Below are 15,570 nucleotides of genomic sequence, written 5' to 3' on the forward strand. Positions count from 1 at the left end.
TCCGCCGGCGCAGTTTCACGGGTCACCCGGCCCTGGGCCCGGACGCGGGCAGCCAGCGCCCGCAGGACCAGGACGGCGACGGCGGCGGCCGCCAGCGGCGGCAGGACCGTCAGGGGTCCGGCCTGCGGCCTGCTGAGCACCGCGGCCAGTCCGGCCATGCCGAACGCACCCAGGACGAGCAATCCGGCCGGGGAACGGCGCAGCTCCAGCAGTCCGGCGACGGCAGCTCCAATAGCGATGACCAGCCCCATGCCCACCAGGAGCGCCGTTTTGTCAGCGGTCCCGAACAAGGCGATGGCGGTGTCCTTCACGGGAGCGGGAACGGCGTCGATCACCACCGCCCCCACGGCAGAGACCGGAGACAGGGAGGGGCTGACGATCGCCGCCAGCAGTTCCCCGGCACTGATGCCAAGGCAGGCCGCCACCACACCGGCCGCGGCTGCCCAGGCGCGGTGCCGTCCGTCTGCGGCAGGCGGGACGGCAGCCGGCGTCCCTTGCCCGGGCTCCTGGTTGCTCATCGCGGCAGCAACCGTCCGGTGCCCAGCCGTCCAAGCAGCAGGACCAGCAGGTACAGGGCAATCAGCATCAGGCAGATGCCCAGTGCCACCTGCGGCTGGTTCGAGTTCAGGCTCAGCTCAATCTGCAGCGGCAGGGTGCGGGTGCGCCCCTCGATGCTGCCGGCGAAGGTGATCGTGGCGCCGTATTCACCCAGCGAGCGGGCGAAGGCAAGCAGGGCACCGGCCACGATGCCGGGCAGGGCCAGGGGCAGGGTGATGTAGCGCAGGATCGCAGTGGGACCGGCGCCGGAGGTGGCCGCCGCCATCTCCAGGTCACGGTCCACGGCGGAGAGGCTGTTGAGGGAGGCAACTACAAAGAAGGGCAGCGACACAAACACCTGGACAATCACGACGGCGGCCGGCGAGTATCCGACGTCCAGCCCGGCCGCGCCCAGCAGCCGGCCGGCAATCCCGTGCCGTCCCCAGAAGTACAGCAGTGCGATACCCGAGACCACGGGAGAGAGCACCAGCGGGATCAGCAGGATGCCGCGCATCAGGTGGATCCACGGGCCGGAAAGCTTGCTGAACAGCACGGCCAGCGGCAGGCCCAGGAGCACGCAGACCAGGGTGGAGACCACGGAGGTGGCCAGTGAGAGGCCCAGTGCGGTGCGCGCGGCATCGGAATCGAGCAGATCCGGCAGGGAGGTCCACGGCACGTTCAGCAGCAGGGCAGCCACGGGGCCGGCGCACAGCAGCAGGGCGAGGCCGGCCGGCAGCCACAGCCAGGCTGGAGTCGTGGCACGCGCCTCCCGGCTCAGCGCCGTCGTGCTGCGGTCCGGGGCGGAGCTCCTAAGGGGCATCGGTGTTTTCCGTTCCCGTGCCGGCGCCGGAGCCGTCTGGTCCCGTTGAGGCCGGGTCGGTTGCGGCGGGGCCGAATCCTGCCTCGGCGAGGATGGCTGCCGCCTCCGGTCCGGCAAGCCAGTCATAGAACGCTGCGGCATCGGTGTTCCCCGCTCCTTCAGCGGTAAGCGCGGCCGGATACCGGTTGGGCTCCGGGTCCGCCAGGGGCAGATACTCCACGCCGGCATCCGCAGCGGCCAGGGCATCTGTGCGGTACACAAAACCCGCATCGGCCTGCCCGGCAGACACCTTGGCCAGCACCGAACGGACGCTGTCTTCCAAACTGGGCGCCGGTAAGGCCAGGCCGGCGTTTTCCAGCACCCGGGCCGCGGCCCGCCCGCAGGGAACGGAAGGGGCGCACAGTGCCGTCCGCACGCCGTCGTCCGCAACATCGCGTAACACTGCGATGCCCGCGGGGTTCCCCGGGGCGAGGGCCAGCACAAGGGTGTTGCTGGCCAGCACGGTTTCTTCCGCCACCGACCCGGAACTGCGCAGCGGCTCCAGCGCCTCGAGGTCGGCCGTGATGATGACGTCCGCCTGTGCCCCGGACTGCATCTGCGCTACGAGCTGGCTGCTGGAGCCCACGTTGACGCGCAGCCGGCCGCCGCCGTCGTACGCGGCGTTGAGTGTCTCCACCACATCCGTCAGCGAGGATGCGGCGAAAACGGTGATGCCGCCACCGTCCGCGGATCTGCCGGCCGGGGTGCACGCCGCAGTGGAGACGGCCAGGAATACCGCGGCGCACGCTGCCAGGGTCCCGCGGACCCGGAGAACAAAGCGCATTCATAGAGCCTAACTGTGAAAAGGCGTAACCTCGAGGGATGGGAATACAGCTGGGAATGCCTGCCGTTGGCCCTTCCCCCAGTACACCAGAGATCAACGTGCCGGAGCCTCCGCCCGTGGCGGACCACGGCACGTCGTCCGTGCCCGCCGACGAGCACACCCCCGCTCTCACCGCCGGCGACGGCCTGCTGGACCGCTTCGGCCGCCGGGCGACGGACATGCGGCTTTCCCTGACGGATAAATGCAACCTGCGCTGTACGTACTGCATGCCTGCGGAGGGGCTGGACTGGCTGGCCCGGGACAAGGTCCTCTCCCGCGACGAGATCATCCGCCTGGTCCGCATCGGCGTGGACCGGCTGGGTGTCAGGGAGCTTCGGCTGACCGGCGGCGAGCCGCTGGTGCGTGCGGATCTGGTGGAGATTGTGGCCGGAATCCGCGCCAACCACCCGGATCTGCCGGTCTCCCTGACCACCAACGGCCTGGGCCTGGACAAGAAGGCCCGGGCGCTCAAGGACGCCGGGCTGACCCGCATCAACGTGTCCCTCGATTCCCTGCATCCGGATACCTTTGCCCGGCTCACCCGCCGCCCGTTCCTGGACCGGGTGCTGCGCGGCGTGGAGGAAGCGGCCCGGGTGGGGCTGGGGCTGGTGAAAATCAACGCAGTGCTGATGCGCGGAATCAACGACGCCGAGGCACCGGACCTGCTGGATTGGGCGGTCAGCCGCGGTTTTGAGCTGCGTTTCATCGAGCAGATGCCGCTGGACGCGGATCACGGCTGGACCCGGGACGGGATGATCACGGCTGCGGAAATGCGCAGCCTGCTGGAACGGGACTTTGTCCTCACCCCGGACCCGCGGCAGCGCAACGGTGCTCCGGCGGAACGGTGGGAGGTGCGCCGGCGGACCGCCCCGGACATTGTTGCCGGCACCGTGGGGATCATTGCCTCCGTGACTGAGCCCTTCTGCGCCGAATGCGTCCGCACCCGGATCACCGCGGAGGGGAAGGTACGCAGCTGCCTGTTCTCCCATGAGGAAACCGATCTGCTGGCGTTGCTGCGCAGCGGGGTGGACGACGACGCCGTGGTCCGCCGCTGGCAGGAAGCGATGTGGGGCAAGCCCAAGGCCCACGGCATGGGCCACACCGGGCTGGGCGATCCCGATTATGTCCAGCCGGACCGAACCATGAGTGCGATAGGTGGCTAAGTGCTGATCCGATACTTCGGTGCTGCAAAGGCGGCAGCCGGGACAGAAGAGGAAACCCTGGACGAAGGGCCGCTCACGTTGGCGGAACTGTCCGAAAAGCTCGGCGCACGGTATCCGTCGCCGGGAGCAGGAGTGCCTGCACTGGCCACGGTGATTGCCCGCAGCACGTTCCTGGTCAATGAAACGGCGGCACGGAACCCGGCCATGCTGCTGCAGCAGGACGACGTCGTGGACATCCTGCCGCCGTTCGCCGGCGGGTAGGGCCCGCCAGGACGGCGGGCGGCTGGATTAGAAGCCGAGTTCCTTCGCGGACTCGAAAGGTCCCACCACGGTGATTGTCCGGGGTGCGGCTGCCAGCTCGGCGGCCAGTTCCTGGACCTGTTCGGCCGTGACCGAGTGGATCCGGCGCAGCGACTCGTCAATATCGATGAATTCACCGCTGACCAGTTCGGCACGTCCCAGCCGGGACATCCGGGAGCCGGAATCCTCCAGGCCAAGCACCATACCGCCGGAAATCTGGCCGAGCGCCTTCGCCAGTTCGCCCGGCTCGACGCCGTCGGCGGCCAGCCGCTCGAGTTCGCTGCCCAGCAGGTCGATGACCTGGCGGGTCTTGGCGGGAGAACAGCCGGCATACATGCCGAAGTACCCGGCGTCGGCGTACGACGCCGAGAAGGAGTAGGTGGAGTAGACCAGGCCGCGCTTTTCGCGGATCTCCTGGAACAGGCGCGAAGACATGCCGCCGCCCAGGATGGTGTTCAGCACGCTCATGGCAAACCGGCGGTCATCGGTGGCGGTCAGCGACGGGCAGCCCATCACGATGTTGGCCTGTTCCACCGGCCGGTTGAACACGTGCACCCCGGCGGTGCCGGAGATCAGTGCGGGTTCGGTGTTGCGGCGCGGCGACGGCGTGGCAGCGGGGTCAAGCTCCCAGCCGGCCGTACGCAGCGCGTCAAAAACAAGCGTGCAGACCTCGTTGTGGTCCAGCCCGCCGGCGGCGGTGACCACCAGCTCGGACGGCCGGTAGTAGCGCTGGTAGTGCTCCAGCACGGCCTCACGCGAGACGCTGCGGATGGCTTCGGGGGTTCCCCCGATCGGACGGCCGAGGGGATGGTCGCCAAGGACCGCCTCGGAGAAGCGTTCGTGGCACAGATCCGCGGGATCGTCATTGTCCATGGCGATTTCTTCCAGGATGACGTCGCGTTCCTGCTCCAGCTCGTCCGGATCAAGGACGGCGGAGGTGACCATGTCGGCGATGACGTCGATGGCCATGGGAAGGTCGGTGTCCAGCACGCGTGCGTAGTAGCAGGTGCTTTCCTTGGCGGTGGCCGCGTTCGACTCGCCGCCCACCTCGTCGAATGCCGAGGCGATGTCCAGCGCCGAGCGGCGGCTGGTGCCCTTGAACAGCAGGTGCTCAAGGAAGTGTGTGGAGCCGTGCCGGCCCGCGGCTTCATCCCGCGAGCCGACACCAACCCAGAATCCGATGGCCGTGCTGCGCTGGCCCGGCATTTCCTCCGTCAGTACCCGGACTCCGCCGGGCAGGACCGACCGGCGCACAACGGCGCCGCCCGGGGTACCGACCACGAGGGTCGGGTCGGAGGGAAGGGTGGTCAGCGGAAGCTTGACGACCGTTCCGTGTCCCTGGGAAGCGGACACGGAACGGTCACCATCGGAAAAGTCCGGCATTTACTCTGCAGACTCGGTTTCTGCTGCCTCGGCGCCTTCGGCGTCATCGGCAACCACCGGGGAGAGCGAAAGCTTTCCGCGGTCATCGATCTTGGTGATTTCCACCTGGACCTTCTGGCCCACGGAGACGACGTCGTCGACGTTGTCCACGCGCTTGCCGCCGGCCAGCTTGCGCAGCTCGGAGATGTGCAGCAGGCCGTCCTTGCCCGGGGTCAGGGAGACGAAGGCACCGAAGGTGGTGGTCTTGACTACCGTACCGAGGTAACGCTCGCCGATCTCGGGGACCTGCGGGTTGGCGATCGCGTTGATCGCCGAGCGGGCAGCCTCGGCGGAGCCGCCGTCGGTTGCGCCGATGAGGACGGTGCCGTCATCTTCGATGGAGATGTCAGCGCCCGTGTCCTCCTGGATCTGGTTGATCATCTTGCCCTTCGGGCCGATGACCTCGCCGATCTTGTCCACGGGGATCTTCACCGAGATGATGCGCGGCGCGAACTCGGAGAGCTCGTCCGGAGCGTCAATGGCGGCCTGCATGACATCGAGGATGTGCAGGCGGGCTTCGCGGGCCTGCTTCAGCGCTGCTGCCAGCACGGAGGCGGGGATACCGTCGAGCTTGGTGTCCAGCTGGATAGCCGTGACGAACTCGGAGGTACCGGCAACCTTGAAGTCCATGTCGCCGAAGGCATCTTCGGCGCCGAGGATGTCGGTCAGCGCGGCGTAGCGGGTTTCGCCGTCAACCTGGTCGGAGACCAGGCCCATGGCGATACCGGCAACCGGAGCACGCAGCGGCACGCCGGCGTTGAGCATGGACAGCGTGGAGGCGCAGACCGAACCCATGGACGTGGAGCCGTTGGAGCTCAGGGCTTCAGAGACCTGGCGAATGGCGTACGGGAACTCTTCGCGCGAGGGCAGCACCGGAACCAGTGCACGCTCGGCGAGGGCGCCGTGGCCGATTTCGCGGCGCTTGGGCGAACCCACGCGGCCGGTCTCACCGGTGGAGTACGGCGGGAAGTTGTAGTTGTGCATGTAGCGCTTGCGCGTTACCGGCGACAGTGAATCGATCTGCTGTTCCATCTTCAGCATGTTCAGCGTGGTGACACCCAGGATCTGGGTTTCGCCGCGCTCGAAGATGGCGGAGCCGTGCACGCGGGGCAGAACCTCTACCTCGGCGGTGAGCTGGCGGATGTCCGTCAGGCCGCGGCCGTCGATGCGGACCTGCTCCTTGAGGATGCGCTGGCGCACAACCTGCTTGGTAACGGAGCGGAAGGCGGCGGAGATTTCGTTCTCGCGGCCTTCGAACTTCTCGGCCAGGGCGGCCTTGACTTCGTCCTTCAGCTCGTCGGAAGCGGCGTCGCGCTCCTGCTTGTCCGCAATAGAGAAGACCTTGGCGAGCTTCTCGGCAGCGGCGGCTTCAACGGCCTCGTACACGTCATCCTGGTAGTCCAGGAAGATCGGGAACTCGACGGTGGGCTTGGCAGCGCGTGCGGCCAGGTCCGACTGGGCGTCGCACAGGACCTTGATGAACGGCTTGGCCGCTTCCAGGCCCTCGGCCACGATCTCTTCGGTCGGGGCGGTGGCGCCCTCTTCCTTGATGAGGTTCCAGGCGTTGTCGGTGGCTTCGGCCTCGACCATCATGATGGCGACGTCGTCACCGGCAATGCGGCCGGCAACCACCATGGAGAACACGGCGCGGTCCAGCTCGGAGTGCTTCGGGAAGGCAACCCACTGGCCGTCGACCAGGGCAACGCGGACGCCGCCGATGGGGCCGGAGAACGGCAGGCCGCTCAGCTGGGTGGACATGGAGGATGCGTTGATGGCAACCACGTCATAGAGCACGTCGGGGTTGATCGCCAGCACGGTCACTACAACCTGGACTTCGTTGCGCAGGCCCTTGACGAAGGCGGGGCGCAGCGGGCGGTCCATCAGGCGGCAGGCCAGGATGGCTTCAGTGGACGGGCGGCCTTCGCGGCGGAAGAACGAACCCGGGATGCGGCCGGCAGCGTACATACGCTCCTCGACGTCCACGGTCAGCGGGAAGAAGTCGAAACCTTCACGCGGGGACTTGCCGGCGGACGTGGCCGAAAGCAGGGCGGTGTCTTCATCGATGTAGACCATCGCGGAACCGGCGGCCTGCTGGGCAAGGCGGCCGGTTTCGAACCGGATGACGCGCTTGCCGTATTTGCCGTTGTCAATGACGGCTTCTGAGAACTGAATTTCGGGACCCTCCATATGAGAGCCACCTCCGTTTCTTCTGTGGGCGGAGGCACCCAGCACCGTTTCAAGACTTCCTTCCGCACGGCATGGGCCGTACGTTCAACACCCGGTCTTCGATCGAGGTCCACGGGCTGAAATCTCCCGGAGACCACTACCGAGGACCGCGAATGCTGCGATGCTGGCTGACTCCTGTTGTGTTTTGCTGTACTGCTCTTACTGCTTGCGCGGGTCCCCCCGTAAGGGGACCCGTTCGTCATTCAGACAGGTGCGCTTCCGGCTTTCCCGGTGTCCATGCCTGCCTGCGCAAAAGGCGGCTCCCCGCGCTGATGCACAGGTGCCGCCTTCCACAAAGACTATCGACGCAGGCCGAGACGCTCGATGAGCGCACGGTAGCGGGCGATGTCGGTCTCGCGCAGGTAGGTAAGCATACGACGACGGCGACCAACCAGGGCCATCAGGCCGCGGCGGGTGTGGTGATCGTGCTTGTGGGTCTTCAGGTGCTCGGTCAGGTCGAGGATGCGCCGCGAAAGCACAGCCACCTGAACCTCGGGGGAACCGGTGTCCCCTTCAGCCCGAGCGAATTCCCGAATGATCTCCTGCTTGACGGCGGGATCGAGTGCCAATGTAACTCCTAGAGTTGTGCCGTGAGGCCCGAATCAGCACTTCGCTGCCGGGAATCTCCGTGTTGACGGGTGCAAGCCCCGGAACACAAAGAAATTCAGCCGCCACGGACCGCAGCCGAATTTGAATCCAGTTTACCTGCCGGTGCCGCTTTCTGTCGAAAGGACCTTCCGGGTGCGTTCGACGTCGAGGCGCATCTGCTCCACCAGAGCTTCCGGGCCGGTGTAGGCCACCATGCCGCGCAGCCGTTCCACGAACTCCACCACCACGTGCTGGCCGTAGAGGTCGAAGTCGGCGACGTCTTCGGCCGGCCGGTCAATCACATGTGCTTCCACCTGCCGGCTAACCCCCTCGAAGGTGGGGTTGGAGCCGACCGAAACCGCGGCGGGCCAGCGTGCTCCCGCTTCATCCACGAGCCAGCCCGCATAGATGCCGTCGGCGGGGATCAGTCCGGAGGCTTCGGGGGCCAGATTGGCGGTGGGGAAGCCGAGCTCGCGTCCGCGGGCTGCGCCGTGAACCACCTCGCCGCGCATCCGGTGCGTGCGACCCAGCAGACGGGCGGCCGTGCGGACGTCCCCCTCGCGCAGGGCTTCGCGGATCCAGGTTGACGAGCAGCGGCGTCCGGACGCGGGGCCGTCGGGCAGGGCGCCGAAATCATCCACCGCCTCGACGGCGAAGCCGAGCCGGGCGCCCAGGTCGCGCATGGTCTGCAGGTCCCCGGCATTGCCGCGGCCGAACCGGACATCGTGGCCGATGACCACCGTCTTGGCATGCAGTGCATCCACCAGGACGGTGCGGACAAACTCCTCGGCGGTCAGGGACGCAAGCTCCAGGGTGTAGTGCATCATCAGCAGGCCGTCCAGGCCGGTGTCGGCCAGGGCCTGGACCCGGTCCACGGTACCCATGATCAGTTCCGGCGCACTGTCCGGGCGGTGCACCTGTGCGGGATGCGGATCAAAGGAGATCGCCACGGCAGCCGCGTCCTGGTCCCGGGCAACCTTGACCAGGCGGTTCAGCACATGCTGGTGGCCCAGGTGCACGCCGTCGAAGTTGCCGATGGTGATTACTGTCGGACCAATGCCGGCCGGTACCTCGGCCAGGTCATTCCAGTAGTACACGCAGGCTCCTTAGCAAGATTCTCTCGTCCCGGATCGAACAACCGGTCCGGCGCACCGGCACCGCAACAGCTGCGCCGGGACCTATCCATTATGTCCGATCACCGCGGCATCTTCGATCAGCGCCGGTTCAGCGGGCACCGCCGGCGACGCCAGGTTCCGCGGCACCGCCGTCGCCCTGTCCGCTGTACTGCCGGCGCAGGTCGCTGGTCTTGGCGATAAAACGGTGCCACACCAGCAGCGCCGGCGGGAAGGCCAGTTCCACGATCATCAGCACGATGAAGGTGAAGTGCGGAGTGCCGGAGAAGGCCCAGGACACCACCCGGCCGATTCCGCCCAGGAAGACCATCAGGCAGACCAGCCACAGCATGTTCGCCCACTGGAACTTCACGGCGATGGCGACGAAGGCCGCCCCCACGCCCACCATCATGGCCGAGAAGAACCGGTACTGGCTCTCCAGGGTGGGATCCACCTCTCCCCCGCTGCCATCCGGCAGCCCGGCCGTCCCGGTGATGAGGTTGTACAGGCCGAAGCCGGCCACCAGCACTCCGACGCCGATCACCACGGCACGGAAGACGCCCCAGTCGTCACTGCTCTTGTACTGCTTGGGGGCACGTGTGCGGCCGCCATCGGCGCTCTTGCCGCTCTTGCCCCGTGCCGGCCGCACCTGCTGCGATGCCTGCCGGCCCGGCCCGGAACCGTCCGGACGGCCTGCACTTCCCGCGCTGCCCGGGGTTGACGGTTCGGCTGCCGGAGTGTTGGCTCCCGCGCGGGGCCGTTCATCAGGTGTTGGCGTCGGATTGCTCATGGTTCCCCCTGAACGGAGTTAGGAACGGTTGTTTGTTCCTGACATCGTCTCACGCACCGGCGCCAAACAGGTAAGCATGCTTATTTCATTGCCGCGCATCGGCGCGGTGCCGGTAGAGCCACCACAGCCCCACCGAGGGAAGCACCAGGGGTACATAGCCGTATCCGCTGCCGAAGCCGGACCAGACGGTGTCGTCCGGCAGTGCCGCAGGATCCACCAGCCCGAAGATGCCGACGGCCAGCACGCCGGCCATTTCCACGCTCACCGCGGCCAGTGAGACCTTGTAGGCGGTGGGACCGGAGCGGGCGAGCCCCACGGTGGCAACGATGTACACCACGGCGGCGAAGGCCGAGAGCAGGTAGGCCAGGGGTGCGTGGTCGAACTTGGTGAGGATCTGGAACGCGGCACGGGCCGTCGCCGCCAGGGCAAAAATGGCGTAGACGGCTACCAGCAGCCGTCCGGGGCCGGCGTTGCGGGCTGCGGGTGCCGGCTGCGCCCCGGTGCCCTTGCCGTCATTGAGTCCGTCGTTTGGACCGGTGGCGTTCATAGCAGAGTTGCTCCATCCCAGATCTGTTCCATGCGGAACAGCATGACAAAAACAGTGATGCCGACGGCCGAGAGCACAATGTTGCTCCAACGGCTGCGGTCCATGAGGGACCACCAGACTGCGCCCACCGGAACAATCAGAGCGGTCAGCAGGTAGCCCCAGAATTCCCAGGGCTCCCCCGCGATGCCCTGGCCGCCCGCCAGGCGGACCAGGGAGACCACGCCGTAGACCAAAAGGAACAGTTCGACGGCGGCCGCGGACAGGATGGTCAGGTCATTCGGTCCCTGCTTCAGCACTGCTGCGCCGATGCACAGCACCACCGACACCAGGCAGACCAGTGAGCCGACGATAAACAGAGGGTCCATTACGCTTTCTCGTTTCCCGGGGCAAAGACCAGCAGCGCCTTGGCTGCCGCGCCCTTGTCCTCCAGCAGGCCCACCACGTGTCCGTCCGGGTCCATGGCGGCCACCGGGCCCGGTGCGCCGCTTCCGGTGGCACTGATCCGCCTGCCGTGCGAGAGGTCGTCCGCTTCGGCTGCGGACAGGTGCCGGACGTCGAAGAGCTGCGCGGCGGCGTCGTCGAGGTCCAGGACGCGCAGCTCCGCGGCCAGCTCCTCGAGCGTGGACGCCGCGTCGATCCCGAACGGGCCCACCTTGGTGCGGCGCAGCGCGGTGAGGTGCCCGCCCACGCCGAGCGCCGCCCCCAGGTCGCGTGCCAGCGCACGGATGTAGGTGCCGGACGAGCAGTCGACGGTGACATCTACATCGCGCAGCTTTCCGCCGTTCTCGCGCCGGATGCCGTGGATCTCGAACCGCGACACCGTCACGGGCCGGGCGGGCAGGTTGACCTCTCCCCCGGCGCGGACCTTGGCGTAGGACCGCTCACCGTTGACCTTGATCGCGCTGACGCTGCTGGGGACCTGCTGGATGTCTCCGGTCAGCGCCTCGACTGCGGCCCGGATCTCCTCATCGGTGACGGCAGCGGCGATGTGCTCGGCGGTGACGTCACCCTCGGCGTCATCCGTGACCGTGCTCTGGCCCAACCGGATGGTGGCTTCGTAGGTCTTGGTGGTGCCGACAATGTAGGTCAGCAGCCGGGTGGCCTTGTTGATGCCGACTACCAGCACACCGGTAGCCATGGGATCCAGGGTGCCTGCGTGCCCGACCTTCCGGGTGCCTGCCAGTCTCCGCAGGCGTCCGACCACATCGTGGCTCGTCCATCCCTGCGGTTTGTCCACAATAATCAGTCCTGAACGGACCTGCCCTGAATTCACGCCTTTCAGTATATGGTGCGGCGCGGTGCCCGGCGGGCGCACGCCGGGCACCCGCCGGCGGCGATAGCATGCGGATATGGCACAGCTCTCACCTCACGTCCGCAATGTCCCGCCCAACCAGATCCGCGAGATCACCCAGGCCGCATGGGCACAACCCGATTCCATTGTCCTGAGCATCGGGGAACCCGGTTTTCCCACGCCGCGGCACATCCTCGACGCGGCCCGGGCCACCCTGGACCGTGACGAGACCGGGTACACCCCGAATGCGGGCATCGCCCCGCTGCGCCTGGCCTTCGCCCGCCATGCCGAAAAGCTCAGCGGAACCGACATTGCCGCCGACCGCGTGTTCGTCACTTCCGGCGCCCAGCAGGGCCTTCACCTGGCGATGAGCATGCTGCTGGATGCCGGGGACGAGATCCTGGTGCCGAACCCCGGCTATCCCACGTTTGCCATGACAGCCAGGCTGCTGCACGCGGTGCCCGTGGAATATCCGCTGTACCCCGGGCACGGCTTCCAGCCGCGCATCGAAGACCTTGAGGCGCTGCTGACGCCGCGCACCAGGGTGTTGCTCCTGAACTCGCCGTCGAACCCCCTGGGTGCGGTGTTCAGCCCCGAACTGACCGAAGAGCTGGTGGACCTGGCCCGCCGGCACGACCTGTGGATCATCTCCGACGAATGCTACGAGGCCTTCACCTTCGATGTTCCGCACGTCAGTCCGCTGGCCTTCGATGGCGAGGGCGGGGAACGCGTGGTCACCTCCCTGACGCTGTCCAAGACCTATGGGCTGACCGGGCTGCGGATCGGCGCCCTGGTGCTGCCCACCGAGCTGGAACCGGTGCTGAACACCGTGATGGAGTCCATCGTCTCCTGCGTCGCCTCCCCGTCGCAGTACGCGGCCCTGGCCGCCCTGACCGGCCCACAGGACTACGTCGACACTGCCGCCGCACACTACCGCGCCAACCGGGACGCAGCCTGCGCCGTCCTGGCGGACAAGGGCATCCCCTATCTGGAAGCCCAGGGGGCCTTCTACCTGTGGGCGGACGTCTCCCACGCCACGGAAGGCAGTGTCCGGGACTGGACGGTCCGGTTCCTGGCCGAACAGGGAGTTGCAGTGGCGCCGGGAACGGCCTTCGGCTCCATTGGCGAGGGGTGGGTCCGGATTGCCCTCTGCGGGGACCGGGAAGAGCTGCTGGAGGGAGTGCGCCGGCTGCCGGCTCCTTAACGTAAGAGGGAGCGGTTCCTGTACGGAACCGCTCCCTCCTTACGTGTTGTTACTTCGCGTCGGACTCCACCGAAGCGTCGTCATCGTCTTCGTCGTCCTCGAAGTCGTCCTCGTCCTTGCGGTACGGGTCGGCGTCGCCGGCGTACGTGGCGCCTTCCTTGAGCGCAGCCAGTTCTGCGTCGCGCTCCTTGGCGGCCCGGATGAGTTCCTCAAGGTGGCCGGCGTTGACCGGGATTTCATCCGCCACGAATTCGAGCGTGGGCGTCAGCCGGACGGTGATGTTCTTGCCCACCTCGGCGCGGAGGATGCCCCGTGCCGATTCCAGGGCGGCCTTGGTGTCCGCCTGCTGCGCATCGTCGCCGAAAACGGTGTAGTACACAGTGGCATGCTGCAGATCATTGGTGACCCGTGCATCGGTGATGGTGACGAAGCCCAGCCGCGGATCCTTGACCCGCCGTTCAAGCGCCTGGGCAACTACTACCTTGATGCGGTCAGCGAGTTTCGCAGCGCGTGCTGGATCTGCCATTACCTCTCCTTACCTCAAAACATGGGAACGCACTTCCGGCACCGGCCAAGCCGGTGCCGCAGGTGCGGTGTTGGTGCCGGCCCGCCTCAAACGGGCCCGGCGTGACCTCCGGCCACGCGGGTACGGGGCCGCCGGAAGAATCTCCGGCGGCCCCGGCCACGGACTAGACGCGCGGCTTCTCGCGCATTTCGAAGGTCTCGATGATGTCGCCCTCGCGGAGGTCGTTGAACGAGCCCAGGCCGATACCACATTCGAAGTCCGTCCGGACCTCGGTGGCGTCGTCCTTGAAACGCTTGAGCGAGTCGACGGTGAGGTTCTCACCGATGAGCTTGCCGTCGCGGGTGACCCGTGCCTTGGCGTTGCGGCGGATAACACCGGAGCGAACGATCGAGCCGGCGATGTTTCCGAACTTGGAGGAACGGAAGACTTCGCGGACCTCGGCGGTGCCGAGCTGGACCTCTTCGTACTCAGGCTTGAGCATGCCCTTGAGGGCCAGCTCAATGTCATCGATGGCTGCGTAGATGACCGAGTAGAAGCGCATGTCCACGCCTTCACGTTCGGCCAGGTCGGCAACGCGCTCGGCCGGCTTGACGTTGAAGCCGATGATGATCGCGTTGTCCACGGTCGCCAGGTTGACGTCGTTCTGCGTGATGGCACCAACGCCGCGGTGGATGACGCGCAGCTGCACGCCTTCGCCGACGTCGATCTTGAGCAGCGAGTCTTCCAGGGCTTCAACAGCACCGGAAACGTCACCCTTGAGGATGAGGTTGAGAGTGTCAACCTTGCCCTCGGCCACAGCCTTGTCGAAGTCTTCCAGGCTGATGCGCTTGCGGCGCTTGGCCAGTGCGGCGTTGCGGTCCGCAGCCTCACGCTTTTCAGCGATCTGGCGGGCGGTGCGCTCGTCGTCGGTCACGAAGAAAGTGTCGCCGGCACGCGGAACGTTGGACAGGCCGAGCACCTGGACCGGACGCGAAGGACCGGCTTCGGTGACGTTGTCGCCGTTCTCGTCGAACATGGCACGGACGCGGCCGTGGGCCGTTCCGGCCACGATCGTGTCGCCGACCTTCAGCGTGCCGGACTGGACCAGCACGGTTGCCACCGCACCGCGGCCCTTGTCCAGGTTCGCTTCGATGGCGATACCGCGGGCGTCCTTGTTCGGGTTGGCACGCATGTCCAGGGCAGCATCTGCGGTGAGCAGCACGGCTTCGAGCAGGGCGTCGATGTTGAGGTTCTGGCGGGCAGAGACCTCCACGAACATGGTGTCGCCACCGTATTCCTCGGGAACCAGGCCGTATTCGGTCAGCTGTCCGCGGACCTTCTCCGGGTTGGCGCCTTCCTTATCGATCTTGTTCACGGCCACCACGATCGGCACGTTGGCTGCCTGTGCGTGGTTGAGTGCTTCCACCGTCTGGGGCATAACGCCGTCGTCGGCTGCAACAACCAGGACCGCGATGTCGGTGACCTTGGCACCACGGGCACGCATGGCGGTGAACGCTTCGTGGCCCGGGGTATCAATGAACGTGATGGCGCGCTCGGTGCCTTCGTGATCGAACTCGATCTGGTAGGCACCGATGTGCTGGGTGATGCCGCCGTGTTCGCCCTCGACAACGTTCGAGTTGCGGATGGCGTCCAGCAGGCGGGTCTTACCGTGGTCAACGTGACCCATCACGGTGACTACCGGAGGACGTGCTTCCAGTTCCTCGTCGCCTTCGGCTTCCAGCTCGGCCTCGAAGTCGATGTCGAAGCTGCTCAGCAGCTCGCGCTCTTCGTCCTCCGGGGACACAACCTGGATCTTGTAGCCCAGTTCCTCGCCCAGGACACCGAAGGTCTCCTCGTCGAGTGACTGGGTGGCCGTTGCCATTTCACCAAGGTGGAACAGCACGGTCACCAGTGCGGCCGGGTTTGCCTCAATCTTGTCGGCGAAGTCCGTGATGGACGCGCCGCGGCGCAGACGGACAACAGTGTTGCCGTCGCCGCGGGGCACCGAAACGCCGCCCAGCGACGGAGCCGACATCTGCTCCAGTTCCTGCCGCTTTGCCCGCTTCGACTTGCGCTGCTTGCCGCGGCCTGCGCCGCCCTTGCCGAAAGCACCGGCAGTGCCGCCGCGTCCGCGGCCGCCCTTGCCGAAACCGCCGCCAACCGGGGCGCCGCCACCGGTACCCGGGGCTCCGCCCGGTCCTCG

Annotated in this window: 15 protein-coding genes and 1 pseudogene; 3 read left to right on the plus strand and 13 right to left on the minus strand. The window is 67.0% G+C overall.

Annotated elements, in window-relative coordinates; genetic code table 11:
- The 3 genes and pseudogenes from AC5RUF_RS15590 to modA form a co-directional block, all read right to left on the minus strand.
- Nucleotides 1-518: pseudogene (locus AC5RUF_RS15590) on the minus strand (molybdopterin-dependent oxidoreductase); the annotation flags it as partial.
- On the minus strand, nucleotides 515-1,357 hold the full coding sequence (locus tag AC5RUF_RS15595; RefSeq protein ID WP_494131199.1) for a molybdate ABC transporter permease subunit: 843 nt from the start codon (nucleotides 1,355-1,357) through the stop codon (nucleotides 515-517). The gene AC5RUF_RS15595 and the pseudogene AC5RUF_RS15590, both read right to left, overlap by 4 nt.
- A complete protein-coding gene (gene modA / locus AC5RUF_RS15600; protein WP_493997077.1) occupies nucleotides 1,347-2,180 on the minus strand; it encodes a molybdate ABC transporter substrate-binding protein in 834 nt (277 codons plus the stop codon). The genes AC5RUF_RS15595 and modA overlap by 11 nt, the downstream gene beginning before the upstream one ends.
- A gap of 38 nt (nucleotides 2,181-2,218) precedes the next feature.
- Between modA and moaA the strand changes: the two genes are divergently transcribed.
- Together moaA and AC5RUF_RS15610 are read left to right on the plus strand one after the other, a co-directional pair.
- On the plus strand, nucleotides 2,219-3,382 hold the full coding sequence (moaA, locus tag AC5RUF_RS15605) for a GTP 3',8-cyclase MoaA (RefSeq protein WP_494131200.1): 1,164 nt from the start codon (nucleotides 2,219-2,221) through the stop codon (nucleotides 3,380-3,382).
- On the plus strand, nucleotides 3,383-3,643 hold the full coding sequence (locus AC5RUF_RS15610) for a MoaD/ThiS family protein (RefSeq protein WP_493997075.1): 261 nt from the start codon (nucleotides 3,383-3,385) through the stop codon (nucleotides 3,641-3,643). It abuts the gene before it with no gap.
- Nucleotides 3,644-3,670: 27 nt separating this feature from the next.
- Here the strand turns inward: AC5RUF_RS15610 and AC5RUF_RS15615 are convergent, their stop codons facing one another.
- The 8 genes from AC5RUF_RS15615 to truB all read right to left on the minus strand — a co-directional run bounded on the left by AC5RUF_RS15615 (nucleotide 3,671) and on the right by truB (nucleotide 11,640).
- The gene (locus tag AC5RUF_RS15615) at nucleotides 3,671-5,065 is read right to left on the minus strand and encodes a M16 family metallopeptidase (RefSeq protein WP_493997074.1); all 1,395 of its coding nucleotides are present in this window, start codon (nucleotides 5,063-5,065) and stop codon (nucleotides 3,671-3,673) included.
- Nucleotides 5,066-7,291 carry a polyribonucleotide nucleotidyltransferase gene (locus AC5RUF_RS15620; protein WP_493997073.1) on the minus strand — a complete coding sequence of 742 codons (2,226 nt, stop codon included), beginning with the start codon at nucleotides 7,289-7,291 and terminating at the stop codon, nucleotides 5,066-5,068. It lies immediately after the preceding gene.
- A 338-nt stretch (nucleotides 7,292-7,629) separates the two neighbouring features.
- Nucleotides 7,630-7,899 carry a 30S ribosomal protein S15 gene (gene rpsO, locus AC5RUF_RS15625; RefSeq protein ID WP_227913993.1) on the minus strand — a complete coding sequence of 90 codons (270 nt, stop codon included), beginning with the start codon at nucleotides 7,897-7,899 and terminating at the stop codon, nucleotides 7,630-7,632.
- Between the two features lie 132 nt (nucleotides 7,900-8,031).
- A complete protein-coding gene (locus AC5RUF_RS15630; protein ID WP_494131201.1) occupies nucleotides 8,032-9,015 on the minus strand; it encodes a bifunctional riboflavin kinase/FAD synthetase in 984 nt (327 codons plus the stop codon).
- 127 nt (nucleotides 9,016-9,142) lie between these two features.
- Nucleotides 9,143-9,820, minus strand: coding sequence for a DUF4345 domain-containing protein (locus AC5RUF_RS15635; protein WP_494131202.1), 678 nt, complete (start codon nucleotides 9,818-9,820; stop codon nucleotides 9,143-9,145).
- An 85-nt stretch (nucleotides 9,821-9,905) separates the two neighbouring features.
- On the minus strand, nucleotides 9,906-10,367 hold the full coding sequence (locus AC5RUF_RS15640) for a hypothetical protein (RefSeq protein ID WP_494131203.1): 462 nt from the start codon (nucleotides 10,365-10,367) through the stop codon (nucleotides 9,906-9,908).
- Entirely contained in the window at nucleotides 10,364-10,732 is a 369-nt protein-coding gene (locus tag AC5RUF_RS15645; protein ID WP_493998958.1) for a hypothetical protein, read from the minus strand. Before AC5RUF_RS15645 ends, AC5RUF_RS15640 begins: the two co-directional genes overlap by 4 nt.
- Complete coding sequence (gene truB, locus AC5RUF_RS15650) at nucleotides 10,732-11,640, minus strand: tRNA pseudouridine(55) synthase TruB (RefSeq protein ID WP_494131204.1); 909 nt, start codon at nucleotides 11,638-11,640, stop codon at nucleotides 10,732-10,734. Before truB ends, AC5RUF_RS15645 begins: the two co-directional genes overlap by 1 nt.
- A gap of 76 nt (nucleotides 11,641-11,716) precedes the next feature.
- Here truB and AC5RUF_RS15655 point away from each other — a divergent pair, with 76 nt between their 5' ends.
- Complete coding sequence (locus AC5RUF_RS15655; protein ID WP_494131205.1) at nucleotides 11,717-12,862, plus strand: pyridoxal phosphate-dependent aminotransferase; 1,146 nt, start codon at nucleotides 11,717-11,719, stop codon at nucleotides 12,860-12,862.
- 49 nt (nucleotides 12,863-12,911) lie between these two features.
- Here the strand turns inward: AC5RUF_RS15655 and rbfA are convergent, their stop codons facing one another.
- Nucleotides 12,912-13,388: a 30S ribosome-binding factor RbfA gene (rbfA, locus tag AC5RUF_RS15660; RefSeq protein ID WP_493997686.1), complete on the minus strand. Its 477-nt coding sequence runs from the start codon at nucleotides 13,386-13,388 to the stop codon at nucleotides 12,912-12,914.
- A gap of 163 nt (nucleotides 13,389-13,551) precedes the next feature.
- Nucleotides 13,552-15,570 (minus strand): translation initiation factor IF-2 (infB, locus tag AC5RUF_RS15665; RefSeq protein WP_494131206.1); only part of this gene is annotated, 2,019 nt, incomplete at its 5' end.

This window comes from Arthrobacter sp. Y3224198, from assembly GCF_059090025.1.